General features: G+C 70.5%; 10 protein-coding genes and 2 pseudogenes. 4 read left to right on the top strand and 8 right to left on the bottom strand.

What is annotated here, in order from left to right; all coding sequences use genetic code 11:
• Positions 1-49: 49 nt before the first annotated feature.
• From ACFYPC_RS08155 to ACFYPC_RS08135, 5 genes are all read right to left on the bottom strand, one after another.
• Positions 50-1,372: an RNA polymerase sigma factor gene (locus ACFYPC_RS08155; protein ID WP_388672582.1), complete on the bottom strand. Its 1,323-nt coding sequence runs from the start codon at positions 1,370-1,372 to the stop codon at positions 50-52.
• A 204-nt stretch (positions 1,373-1,576) separates the two neighbouring features.
• Positions 1,577-3,484 (bottom strand): DNA primase, encoded by a 1,908-nt coding sequence (gene dnaG, locus ACFYPC_RS08150; protein ID WP_388672580.1) that lies wholly within the window; start codon positions 3,482-3,484, stop codon positions 1,577-1,579.
• Between the two features lie 46 nt (positions 3,485-3,530).
• On the bottom strand, positions 3,531-4,796 hold the full coding sequence (locus ACFYPC_RS08145; protein WP_388672578.1) for an NAD(P)/FAD-dependent oxidoreductase: 1,266 nt from the start codon (positions 4,794-4,796) through the stop codon (positions 3,531-3,533).
• A gap of 93 nt (positions 4,797-4,889) precedes the next feature.
• On the bottom strand, positions 4,890-6,326 hold the full coding sequence (locus ACFYPC_RS08140) for a deoxyguanosinetriphosphate triphosphohydrolase (RefSeq protein ID WP_388672576.1): 1,437 nt from the start codon (positions 6,324-6,326) through the stop codon (positions 4,890-4,892).
• A gap of 62 nt (positions 6,327-6,388) precedes the next feature.
• Positions 6,389-7,309 carry a sirohydrochlorin chelatase gene (locus ACFYPC_RS08135; protein WP_388672574.1) on the bottom strand — a complete coding sequence of 307 codons (921 nt, stop codon included), beginning with the start codon at positions 7,307-7,309 and terminating at the stop codon, positions 6,389-6,391.
• A 210-nt stretch (positions 7,310-7,519) separates the two neighbouring features.
• Between ACFYPC_RS08135 and ACFYPC_RS08130 the strand changes: the two genes are divergently transcribed.
• Positions 7,520-8,227 carry a vancomycin high temperature exclusion protein gene (locus ACFYPC_RS08130; protein ID WP_388672572.1) on the top strand — a complete coding sequence of 236 codons (708 nt, stop codon included), beginning with the start codon at positions 7,520-7,522 and terminating at the stop codon, positions 8,225-8,227.
• Positions 8,227-9,717, top strand: coding sequence for a membrane-associated oxidoreductase (locus ACFYPC_RS08125; RefSeq protein ID WP_388673388.1), 1,491 nt, complete (start codon positions 8,227-8,229; stop codon positions 9,715-9,717). The genes ACFYPC_RS08130 and ACFYPC_RS08125 overlap by 1 nt, the downstream gene beginning before the upstream one ends.
• A gap of 113 nt (positions 9,718-9,830) precedes the next feature.
• On the opposite strand, the gene ACFYPC_RS08120 is transcribed toward ACFYPC_RS08125, so the two are convergent.
• The 3 genes and pseudogenes from ACFYPC_RS08120 to ACFYPC_RS08110 all read right to left on the bottom strand — a co-directional run.
• Positions 9,831-10,232 (bottom strand): gamma-glutamylcyclotransferase family protein, encoded by a 402-nt coding sequence (locus ACFYPC_RS08120; protein ID WP_388672570.1) that lies wholly within the window; start codon positions 10,230-10,232, stop codon positions 9,831-9,833.
• Between the two features lie 121 nt (positions 10,233-10,353).
• A pseudogene (locus tag ACFYPC_RS08115) lies at positions 10,354-10,536 on the bottom strand (hypothetical protein); the annotation flags it as partial.
• Positions 10,537-10,653: 117 nt separating this feature from the next.
• Positions 10,654-11,016, bottom strand: a pseudogene (locus tag ACFYPC_RS08110) (ATP-binding protein); the annotation flags it as partial.
• A 212-nt stretch (positions 11,017-11,228) separates the two neighbouring features.
• Here ACFYPC_RS08110 and ACFYPC_RS08105 point away from each other — a divergent pair.
• A complete protein-coding gene (locus ACFYPC_RS08105) occupies positions 11,229-12,101 on the top strand; it encodes a helix-turn-helix domain-containing protein (protein WP_388672568.1) in 873 nt (290 codons plus the stop codon).
• A gap of 3 nt (positions 12,102-12,104) precedes the next feature.
• Positions 12,105-12,305: a DUF397 domain-containing protein gene (locus ACFYPC_RS08100; protein ID WP_388672566.1), complete on the top strand. Its 201-nt coding sequence runs from the start codon at positions 12,105-12,107 to the stop codon at positions 12,303-12,305.
• The last annotated feature ends 24 nt before the right edge of the window (positions 12,306-12,329 follow it).

The raw sequence follows: 12,329 nt of genomic DNA, 5'->3' as shown, positions 1-12,329 counted from the left end.
GAACGCGCTCGTCCTCAAACGCCGGACGGGCTGAACCGCGAGGGTCGCCTCAGTCCAAGTAGCCCCGCAGCTGGTCCGCGAACGCGTGGTCCCGCAGCTTGTTGAGCGTCTTGGACTCGATCTGGCGGATGCGCTCGCGGGTGACGCCGAAGATGCGGCCTATCTCCTCCAGGGTGCGGGGACGCCCGTCGGCCAGCCCGTACCGGAGTTGGACGACCTTGCGCTCCCGCTCCCCGAGCGTGGACAGGACCGCCTCCAGATGCTCACGAAGCAGCAGGAACGCGGCGGACTCCACAGGAGACGTCGCGTCACCGTCCTCGATCAGGTCGCCGAGTGCGACATCGTCCTCCTCGCCCACGGGCGCGTGCAGGGACACCGGTTCCTGTGCCAGCCGCAGGACTTCGCTGACGCGCTCGCTCGGCAGGTCGAGGTGGGCGGCGACCTCCTCGGGAGTCGGCTCGTAACCGCGCTCCTGGAGCATGCGCCGCTGCACCCGCACCACCCGGTTGATCAACTCGACGACGTGGACCGGAACCCGGATGGTCCGGGCCTGGTCGGCGAGGGCCCGGGACATGGCCTGACGGATCCACCAGGTCGCGTACGTCGAGAACTTGTACCCGCGGGCGTAGTCGAACTTCTCAACAGCCCTGATCAGGCCGAGGTTTCCCTCCTGGACCAGGTCGAGCATGGTCAGGCCCCGGCCCACGTACCGCTTGGCGACGGAGACGACGAGCCGCAGGTTCGCCTCGATGAGGCGGCGCTTGGCCATGCGGCCCATGACGACCAGTTTGTCCAGGTCGAGGGCGAGTTGGCTGTCCAGATCGGACGCGAGCCGGAGCTTCTCCTCGGCGAAGAGGCCGGCTTCGACACGGCGGGCGAGTTCGACTTCCTCGGCCGCGGTGAGCAGGGGGATCCGGCCGATCTCGCGCAGGTACTGGCGGAACAGGTCGGAGGAGGGGCCACCGGTGTCGGCGGCGCGGCCTCGGGGCAGTTCGACGGGCTCGGGAGCCTCGGACTCGGCTTCCACCTCGACGGTCTCGGCGGCGCCCGCGGGCGGCTCGTCCAGCTCGGGCGGGCTCTCCGGCTCCGATTCGGGGTGGTGCGCGACACGGCTCTGCGGGGGTACCGCCGCGACGGCGTCGGTCTCGGCGTCCGCGTCCGTGTCCGTGTCCGTGGTGTTCTCGGTCTGTGCGAGGGTCTGGGTCTGCACGGGGGCGACCTCCAGGAATGTCGCTGCGTGGGCGTGCGGCAGCGTTACGTCGGGGATGGGGTCGACGGCCTCGCCGCTGTCCATCCCGTAGTCGTTTAGCGGAACTGCGGGGATCGGGGACCCGTCGCGTTCGGGTCGGCCGCGCTCCGAGGACTCAGGCACCGCAACCAGTGTGGAGTACGACACATCGCCGCCACGAGGGGCGTGCGGTGACTTTTTGCGTCCGGTTCGTGACCGCGCGGATACCTTGACGCACGAGTGCGCGTTTCGCGGGGGTCGAAACCAGTTGAAAGCCGCACGTGAGGGGGATCGGGCACGCCCGGGTTTTTCGCACCCTGGGAGGCAGCCGCCGACGACTGTCCTCGCTCAGAGGGCTTCCGCGCCCCGCTCGCGCAGCGCCTGCTCGTACTGCTGGAGGACCCACAACTCGTTCTGCACGGCGGCCAGCTGGGCCGGGTCGCCGTGGGCGCTCTGCCGCGCCAGGCTGCCCTGAACGTCACGGATCCGGCGGTCCACGGCGCGCCGGCGGACCATGACGAGCTGGTCGCCCGCATAGGTCTCGTCGACCGTCTTGCGCATGATCGCCTCGACGGCCAGCTCGGTGACCATGGCGCGGGCCGCGTCGTCCGGGGCGGCTTCACGGACCCTCACCAGATACTCCTGGGGGTCCTGGACGCCGTACTCCGCGCCGCCCGCTTCCATGATCACCTGGCGTACGGCGGCGTACGGCGGGGCGGTGAACTCGTCGATCCCGAACGCGTCGAAGGCCGGGGAGACCAGCTCCGGGCGCTGGAGGGCGAGTTTGAGGAGCTCGCGCTCGGTCGCGAAGACCGGGTTGCGCAGGGTCAGGGCGGGGCCGCCGGTGGGTGCCTGGGCGGCCCCGGCGGCGTACGTCTGCTGCGGGCGCTGCCGGTCCGGCGCGGGGCCCTTGCCGCCGCGGTCGCGGGACCAACGGGCCAGCTGGGCCACCCGTTTGACGACGAACTGGGTGTCGAGGATGCCGAGCATGCCCGCGAGCTGGACGGCGACCTCGTGCTGGGCGCCGCTGTTCTTGATGCGGGCGACGATGGGCGCCGCTTCGTCGAGTGCGCCGGCGCGGCCCGCGGGCGTTTCGAGGTCGTAGCGCAGGACGATCTGGCGCAGCGCGAACTCGAAGAGCGGGGTGCGGGGTTCGGCGAGGTCGGCGACCGCCGCGTCGCCCTTGGCGAGGCGCAGCTCGCAGGGGTCCATGCCGTCCGGGGCGATCGCGATGTACGTCTCGGCGGCGAACTTCTGGTCGTCCTCGAAGGCGCGCAGGGCGGCTTTCTGGCCTGCCGCGTCGCCGTCGAAGGTGAAGATCACACGGGCCGAGCCGTTGTCCATGAGCAAGCGGCGGAGGATCTTGATGTGGTCGGTGCCGAACGCCGTGCCGCAGGTCGCGATCGCTGTCGTGACGCCGGCCAGGTGGCAGGCCATGACGTCGGTGTACCCCTCGACGACAACCGCCCGGCTGGCCTTGGCGATGTCCTTCTTGGCGAGGTCGATGCCGTACAGGACCTGGGATTTGCGGTAGATCGCCGTGTCGGGCGTGTTCAGGTACTTCGGGCCGTTGTCCGACTCGTACAGCTTCCTCGCGCCGAAGCCGACGACCTCTCCTCCGATGTCGCGGATCGGCCACATCAGGCGGCCGCGGAAGCGGTCGATGGGGCCGCGGCGGCCTTCCTGGGAGAGGCCGGAGAGGAGCAGTTCCTTGTCGGTGAAGCCCTTGCCGCGGAGGTAGCGGGTGAGGTGGTCCCAGCCCTGGGGGCTGTAGCCGACGCCGAAGTGGGCGGCGGCCGACTGGTCGAAGCCGCGCTCGGCGAGGAACTTGCGGCCCGTGTCCGCCTCGGAGCTGGTGTCGAGCTGCTCGATGTAGAACTGCGCGGCGGCCTTGTGGGCCTCGACCAGGCGGATGCGCTCGCCGCGCTGGTGGGCGGGGTTGTACCCACCCTCCTCATAGCGCAGGGTGATGCCCGCCTGGGCGGCGAGGCGCTCGACCGACTCGGAGAAGGTGAGGTGGTCGACCTTCATCACGAACGTGATGGTGTCGCCGCCCTCCTGGCAGCCGAAGCAGTGGAAGAGCCCCTTGCTCGGGCTGACCTGGAAGGACGGCGACTTCTCGTCGTGGAAGGGGCAGAGACCTTTCAGGTTTCCGCCGCCCGCGTTGCGCAGCTGGAGGTACTCGGACACCACGGCGTCGATCGGGACCGCGTCCCGAACCGCCTTCACGTCCTCGTCGTTGATCCTTCCGGCCACGGATGGATTCTACGGTGAGGGTGTGACAGTCGAGCGCCGTCGTCGGTCACGGGACCAGACTGTCCAGCGGAACGTGCGGGTCGGCGAGCGCCTCGGTGTCCACCCGCGCCCGGGATCGGATCAGCTGCTGGATGGGCTCCGTGACGTCCCACACATTCACGTTCATCCCGGCCAGCACCCGTCCCCCCTTCACCCAGAAGGCGATGAACTCCCGCTTGCCCGCGTCTCCGCGGATCACCACCTGGTCGTACGTCCCCGGGGGCGCCCAGCCCGAGTACTCGAGCCCGATGTCGTACTGGTCGGAGAAGAAATAGGGCACACGGTCGTACGTCAGCTCGCGGCCCAGCATCGCGTGGGCCGCCGCCGGGCCGCCGTTGAGGGCGTTGGCCCAGTGCTCGACGCGCAGCCGGGTGTCGAAGAGCGTGTGGTGGAAGGAGGCGACGTCGCCAGCCGCGTGGATGTCGGGGTCGGAGGTGCGCAGCCGCTCGTCGACCGCGATGCCGCCGCCGTGCGCGCGGTCGGCGATCTCCAGGCCCGCGGCCTCGGCGAGGCCCGTGCGCGGGGCGGCGCCGATCGCGGCGAGCACGTCGTGCGCGGGGTGTTCCTCGCCGTCGTCGGTGCGGGCGGCGAGGACCAGGCCGTCCTGGCCGACGATCTCGGTGAGGCGGGCGCCGAAGTGGAAGCGGACGCCGTGCTCGCGGTGCAGCTCGGCGAAGATCTGGCCGAGCTCGGGCCCGAGGACCGCGTGCAGTGGGGTCGCCTCCGGTTCGACGACGGTGACCTCGGCGCCGTACTCCCGGGCCGCCGCCGCGACCTCCAGGCCGATCCAGCCGGCGCCCGCGATCACGATGTGACCGTTGTCCCGGCCCAGCGCGGTGAGGACGCCCTTGAGGCGCTCGGCGTGGGCGAGGCGGCGCAGGTGGTGGACGCCGGTGAGATCCGTGCCCGGGACGTCGAGGCGGCGGGGCTCGGCGCCGGTCGCGATGAGGAGCTTGTCGTAGTGCACGAGGGTGCCGTCGTCGCCGAAGCGGACCGTCTTGGCGCTGCGGTCGATCGCGTCGACGGTCTGGCCGAGGTGCAGCTCGATGTCGTTGCGCGCGTACCAGGCGGGTTCGTGGACGAAGACGCTGTCGCGTTCCTCCTTGCCGAGGAGGTAGCCCTTGGAGAGCGGCGGGCGTTCGTAGGGGTGGTCGCGCTCGTCACAGATCAGTATCACCCGCCCGGTGAACCCCTCCGCTCGGAGCGTCTCGGCCGCTTTCGCTCCGGCCAGTCCGCCTCCGACGATGACGAATGTCTGATCCGCGTCGACCACTTGATGCCTCCTCGTAAGGATGTCGCCATATGCGAGCGTCCCGCACGCAGCGTGATGCGGGAAGAGGTTGGGGCCCGATCAGGCCACGCAGGGTCACCCTCCACGGGGCCCCTGGGGCCGCGTGGTGAGCCTGAGGTGCAGGGAACGCGCCGAGGCGTCGGTGAGTGAGGCGATGTGGTCGACGATCACGCGCTTGCGTGCTCTGTCGTCCTGGGCCTTGTCGAACAGCGCGCGGAACTGCGGGTCCAGGCCGTCCGGGGCGCGGTCGGTGAGCGCCTGGGCCAGCTCGGCGACGACGATCCGCTGATCGGCGCGGAGCCGCTCCTGCTCGGCGCGCTGCATGACGTACCGGTCGGCGACCGCCTTGAGGACGGCGCACTCAAGGCGCGCGGCGCGCGGCACGACCAGCTCCGCCGCGTACCTCGTGAGGCGTCCGGTGCCGTACCTCGCGCGCGTGGCGCCCTCCGCGGCCAGGCAGAAACGCCCGATGAGCTGGCTGGTCGCGTCCTTCAGCCGGGCCTGTGCGACGGCCGATCCGTCGTATCCGTGCGGCCACCACTCCTGTTCGAGGAGCCGGTCGAGGGCTTCGGCGAGCTCCTGCGGGTCGGTGTCGGCGGGCACGTACCGCCCGATGGCCACCGCGAAGACCGCCTGCCGTTCCGGCTCGGCGTGCAGGCAGTTGGGGTCGATGTGGCCCGCGTGCAGACCGTCCTCGACGTCGTGCACCGAGTACGCCACGTCGTCCGACCAGTCCATGACCTGGGCCTCGAAGCACGTACGGGTGCCGGGCGCGCCCTTGCGGATCCAGTCGAAGACGGGCCGGTCGTCCTCGTAGACCCCGAATTTTCGTGAGGTGGGGTCGGTGGGGTGATCGCCGCGCGGCCAGGGGTACTTGGTGGCGGCGTCGAGGGCGGCGCGGGTGAGGTTGAGGCCGACGCTGACGAGTTCGCCGGTGACCGGGCTTGTGACGAAGTGCTTCGGCTCGATGCGGGTGAGCAGGCGCAGCGACTGGGCGTTGCCCTCGAAGCCCCCGCAGTCCGCCGCGAATTCGTTCAGCGCCTGTTCGCCGTTGTGCCCGAAGGGCGGGTGGCCCAGGTCGTGGGAGAGGCAGCACGCCTCGACGAGGTCGGGATCGCAGCCGAGGGCCGCGCCCAGCTCGCGGCCGACCTGGGCGCACTCCAGGGAGTGGGTCAGGCGGGTGCGGGGGCTGGCGTCCCAGATCTGGCTGCTGGTGCCGGGCGTGACGACCTGGGTCTTGCCCGCGAGGCGGCGCAGGGAGGCCGAGTGCAGTACGCGTGCGCGGTCGCGCTGGAAGGCGGTGCGACCGGGACGTTTGTCGGGCTCGAGGGCCCAGCGCTCGGTGGAGGTGCCGTCGTATCCACTCCGCGTCGCACTGTCTTCGTACGCCTTGCGCGCGGCCTGCTCGGTTGCCTCGTGCGGGGCCTGCTCGGTCGCCCCGTGCCCGGTCTGCTCGGTCTGCTCGGTTGCCTCGTGCTCGGTGCTTTCGGTCTTCGGTGCGGTGCCTTCCATGCCCCGACAGTAAACGCAGCCGGTGACAAACGGGGCATGGCGGTCCGCTCGGGGACGGTGCTTCAGGCCTTGGCCAGCACGCGTGCCGGGGCGGGCTCGGGGGTCGCGAGGGCCTGGTCGTAGCGGTGCAGGACCAGGCGGGCCATCGCCGGGTGGTCGCCCAGGGGCTCCGCGGCGATCCAGGGGGCGGCCGCGGCGCACTCGGTGGCGAAGCGGCCGGGGGCGGTGAAGTACGAGGCGACGGCGATGCGGTGACGGCCGCGGGCGGCCATGGCGCGCACGGCGGCGGCGACGGTCGGCGCGGCGGCGGACGCGTACGCCGGGACGACGGGAACACCCAGCCGCTCGGCGAGCAGTTGGGCGGTGCGGCGGGTGTCGACGGCCGCGTCGGGGTCGCGGGACCCGGCGGCGGCGAGGACGACGCCGCTCGCCCGGCGCGCCGAGTCGCTCATGCCCGTCCGCCAGCCGGCCTCGACGAGCCGCGCGTACAGCGTCTCCACGAGCAGGGGGTGCGGGCCGAGCGGGGCGGCGAAGCGGGTGCGGAGCGGCGCGGGGGCGGTGGCCGCGGCTTCGGGGATGTCCCGCTTGACGTGGTAGCCGCGGCTGAGCAGCAGCGGCACGAGGACGGCCTCGCCGGTCCCCTCGCCGTGCACTGCGGCCAGCGTGTCGGGCAGCAGGGGCTCGTTCAGTTCGATGTGCCCGAGGTGGACGGGCAGGTGGGGGCGGAGTTCTCGGACCCGCTCGATCAGGATGCGTACGGTGTGCAGCGCGCGCGGGTCGCGGCTGCCGTGCGCGACGAGGACGAGCGCCGGAGGTACGGGGCGGCGTGCGCCGTTGAGCGAGACAAGGCTGAGCTGACTGCCGAGCCGGCTGGTGATCGCGTTCATGAGTTGCGCCGTACTGTCGAGGTGGGCGCCGTCGAGTGGCCGGGAGCCACCGGGGCTGGGCGAGGACTCGTCGTGTGCGGGATTCGACGCCGTCATGACGCCGATCCTGACGGTACGAGGTTGCCGCGTCGTTGCGCGGGTATGACGGGTGTTTTCCGGGGGTTCACCGTGCGGTGCGGCAGGGTGTGAGCGGCCGTGACCTGCACCTGAGGCGCGCCGAGTGAAGCTGCTCACTCCACGAAACGAACCGGATCACTGTTCGACGCGTCCTACATGATCGAGGCCACCTGGGGAGGGGACCGCCCGATGCGTCACCTGAAGCTGCCGAAGCTACCCAGACCGCGCCTGCCACGCCTGCCACGCACGCGTGCCGGGCAACGGCGGGCCGTACAGGGGTTCGTGCTCCTCTGCGTGCTGGCGCTGCTTCCCTCGACATGGATGTACGTCGTGACGGGCGACCGGCTGCGTACGACGGCGGACGCCCCGCGCACCGAGGTGGCCGTGGTCTTCGGTGCCGGGCTGTGGAACGGCGAGCCGTCCCCGTACCTCGCCAACCGCCTCGACGCGGCGGCCGAGCTGTACCGCGCGGGGCGTGTCGAGGTCGTCCTCGTCACCGGCGACAACAGCCGCGAGGAATACGACGAACCGGACGCGATGCGCACGTATCTCAGCGGGCACGGCGTCCCCGACGGACACATCGTCAGCGACTACGCCGGTTTCGACACCTGGGACTCCTGTGTGCGGGCCAAGAAGATCTTCGGTGTCGACCGGGCCGTGCTGATCAGCCAGGGCTTCCACATCCGCCGCGCCGTCGCGCTGTGCCAGCAGGCAGGCATCGAGTCGTACGGCGTCGGCGTCGACGCCAAGCATGACGTGACCTGGTACTACGGGGGCGCTCGGGAGATCCTGGCGGCGGGCAAGGCCGCGCTGGACGCGGTGTTCCAGCCGGATCCGCGGTTCCTGGGGCCGAAGGAACCGGGGATCGGGCAGGCCCTGGCGGAGGCGGGCGAATGATGGCGGTCACCGACCTCACTCCCGTGGAACGCCGGGTCTGGGAGGCCTTTCCGCTCGGCGAGGGGATCGACTTCCGCGAGAGCGCCGACGAGGACTCCTCGGCCGGCTCCTCGTGGGGTCCCGAGCGGACCGTACGCGCCGAGGTACTGCGGGCGCTGCTGATCGACGGACCGTCCCACGACGGTGAGATCGCCGGCCTGAATCTGACGGGCGCGCGGATCACCGGGCAGCTGGATCTCACGTACGCGACGGTCGGGCACGCCGTGCGGCTGCGGTCCTGCCACTTCGAGCGGACCCCCACGCTCTACGGGGCGGAGATCCGCGCCCTGGTGCTGAGCGACTCGGTGCTGCCCGGGCTCACCGCGGGAAACCTGCGCGTCGACGGGGCACTGCGGCTCAGCTGCTGCCGTATCACCGGCTCGGTGCGGCTCCAGGGTGCGAAGATCTCCGGCGCCGTGTTCCTGAACGGGGCCAGTCTGGGCCTCCCTACCGCACCGGACACCCCGGACTCCGACACCCCCGAGGAACCGGCACTCCAGCTGAACCACGCGGACATCGGCACCGACCTGTGGGCCGTCGGCCTCGTCGCGCACGGCCAGGTCCGGCTGAACGGGGCCACGGTCGGCGCGCAGGTGAACCTCGACGACGCCGAGCTGCACGCGCCCGGCGGCACCGCCCTGCACGCCGAGACCCTCTCCGTCGGCACCGACCTGCGCGCCATGCGACTGCGCGCCCACGGCCGGGTCAACCTGAGCGGCGCCAGGATTCCGCACCAGCTCAACCTCGCCCACGCCCGGCTGTCCCACCCCGAAGGGCAGGCCCTGCGCGCCAGCAGCTGCGTCATCGGCGAGCTGTGGCTGCGCGAGGCCGCCCCGATCGAGGGCGCCGTGAACCTGCGCCGCTCCCAGCTGGACCTCCTGCACGTCCCTCCGGGGGTGTGGCCCGCTCGCGTCAGGATCGACGGCCTCAGCTACCGCAGCCTCGCCCCGCATCTCCCCGCGAGGGAGCGACTGCCGCTGCTCGAAAGGGAGGAGGGCGGCTATCTCCCGTACGGCTACGAGCAGTTGGCCACCGCGTACCGCACCGCGGGTGACGACGCCGCGGCACGCACCGTCCAGCTGGCCAAACTCCGCCGGCACCGCAGTACCCTGCCCCGCTACGCCCGGTTCTGGGGCCACTTGCAGGACGCGACCGTCGGTTACGGCTTCCGCCCGATGCGCGCGGCCGGCTGGCTGCTGATCCTGCTGCTCGCCGGCACTCTCGCCTTCACACTGAACCATCCGCAGGCGCTGAAGCCCGACGAGGCCCCGGACTTCATTCCCGTCTTCTACACCCTCGATCTACTGCTGCCCATCATCAGCTTCGGACAGGAAGAGGCATTCTCGCCGCGCGGCTGGTACCAGTGGCTGGCCTATCTGCTGATCGCCATGGGCTGGATCCTGGCGACCACGATCGCGGCGGGCGTCACGCGCTCACTGAACCGTCAGTGAGGCGTCAGTGAGGCGTCAGTGAGGCGTCAGTGAAGCGTCACCGGCCGCCTGGGCGTGCCGAATTGAAGGCGTGCGCCGTGCGGTCCCCGCTGGTCAGCACCACTCACCGCCATTCACCGCCACTCACCGCCCTCGATGAGCTTGCCGCCGGTGCGTAGCCGGGTGGCTACGGCGGGGGCGGCCACGTAGACCCAGGCCCGCACCACGGTCCCGTCCGCGCGCGTCACGTCCCGCACGACGCGCTCGTACAGGTTGCGGGAGTCGCCCGGTGTGTACTCCTCCAACTGGTCGAGTACGGCGAGGAGTTCGTCGTAGGCCTCGGGGAGCGCGGCCACCACGTCCCCGCTCACCACTCCGCCGGGTTCTTCGACGGCGTACGGGTAGCCAGGGCCCTCGTACAGCACGATTCCCCGCATCCGTCCCGGCTCCTCAGGTGCCGTACGGCCCCGGAGGAAGAGGTCGTGGTTGTGCTCGCCGGGGCGCAGGGTGCCGTAGACGAAGAAGGGGTGCCGCACGCGTCCGTCTCCTTCCGCCGAGGGCTCAGCCCGTTGCCGGTGCCCGATGCCTGTCCTCACGCCGGTCCCATTCGCCTCTGACGGCGGTCGATCCGCACCCCGTAGGGAGTCACGGCCGATGGTCCGGTACGGCCTCCAGCATCCAGTGCCGCATCACCGCGTGAATCTCGTCGACCCCGGCCTCGTTGACGGCCCGGTCGAACTCATCGCGCCGCCGCTCGGGAAGGGCGGCCCGGATGCCGGCGACGCTGTTGGGCACCTCGACCTCGGTGCCGCCGACGAAGGTCTTCAACGGTTCAGCCATGATCGCCCTCCTCAGGGGCGGGGGTTCACCGCCGTCACGGTAATGGGCGGCGGCCTCCTGGTGTACGACGTCGAGCTCGCACCACACGGCCTTGCCGACGGTCAGCTCGGACACTCCCCAGCGGTCGGCGACGTGTCCGACGATCAGCAGACCGCGCCCGAACTTGTCGTCCGGGGTCGCCTCGCGCGGGCTCGGTCGTAACTCGCCCCTCGGATCGGACACGGAGATCCGTACGGCCCGTTCGGTGAGGGTCAGTTCCACCCGGAAGAGCCGGTCACGGAGGCTGCCGTGCAGCACGGCGTTGCCGCCGAGCTCGGAGACCAACAGCGCGGTGTCCGCGGCGAGTTCGGGGTGCCCCCACTCCGTGAGCAGTCGGTGGGCCCGGCGGCGGGCGAGGGTGACGCTCTTGGGGAGCGGGGTGTAGTCGAGGCGGTCGTGGTGTAGGGCGGGCGGCTCTGCTGACTCTTGGGGGGCGATCATGTCGCTCACCTCCGGGCAGGGGTGAGCGGCGCCAGACATCAACTGGTGCCGCTCTGCGAGCAGTTCGTGACCGAAGGTAGAGACTCCTCAAGATCGACACAAGTTAATCCCGGAACAATTAATCCGTACGTGGTTGCGGGGCGGATCTCAGTCGCGCCAGACTGGCCGCGCACTGACGCCATGAGGAGCACAACGTGACCGCAAACCAACCGATGTTGGGCAACAGCACTTCCTCGGTACTGGGGCGTCGACTCGGCGGAGAGCTCATCAAGCTGCGTACCGCCGCCGGCCTGACACAGAGCCACGCAGCCAAGGCCCTGACCTCGTCCATCACGAAGGTCACGAAGATGGAGCGCGGCTGGGTCCCCATGCGGGACCCGGACATCCGGGCGCTTTGTGAGCTGTACGGCGTTCACGACCCCAGCACTGTCGGTGGGCTCCTGGAACTGGCGAGGATCGACCGGGAGCGGCGTAAAGCGAGGGGCTGGTGGGACGAGTACGCATCAGCTCTCGGCGCCATGCACGAGTACGTCACCCTGGAGCACGCCGCCAGGACCATCAGGATGTGGCAGCCGGCGTTCGTGCCAGGCCTGCTCCAAACCCCCGAATACGTAAGCGCGTTGAGGAATGGCCCCACGGCCGCCATGGCCAAGGACCGAGGCTCGGACGAGGAATTCGTCGCCGCGCGGGTTGCCAGACAGCAACGCCTCCACGACGATCAACCGCTCCACCTGCACACGGTGATCTACGAGGCGGTGCTCCGGAACTTCCCGGGGGGAGCCGAGACAGCCCGGGGGCAACTCGACCACCTCGCGAAAATGACCGAACTGCCGAACGTCTCGCTACTGGTCTATCCGTTCAGCGCAGGCACTCACATCGGCTTGAACAGCTCGTTCAACATCATCTCGTTCGCTGAGCCAGGGGCCATGGACATCGTCTACTCGGAGATTCCCTTCACCCAGCTCTGGATCGAGGGCGGCGAGGGTGCCGCCGCTCACGACGAACTGTTCGAGCTGATTGCCGAACGATCCCTTGATGAGCGAGAGTCCGTACTGTTCCTCCGTAAGCTCCGCAAGGAACTGTGAGCCGTGACTGCCTTCCAGTACCGCAAGTCCAGCTACAGCAACGCCGAACACGAGTGCGTCGAGATAGCCACCAACATCCCCACCACCATCGCGATACGCGACTCCAAGCACCCCACCGGTCCCTCCCTCCACCTCACCCCCACCACCTGGACAGCCTTTCGAGCCGCCCTCGACACTCCCCCCTGCGACTTCCGTCGGGACTGAAGCCGGACCCGGCCGCGAGGCTCC

The sequence above is a fragment of the Streptomyces sp. NPDC005808 genome, from assembly GCF_042871385.1.
Lineage (GTDB): Bacteria > Actinomycetota > Actinomycetes > Streptomycetales > Streptomycetaceae > Streptomyces.
The sequence above is the reverse complement of the archived record's forward strand: the minus strand, read 5'-3'. Positions and strand labels throughout refer to the sequence as shown.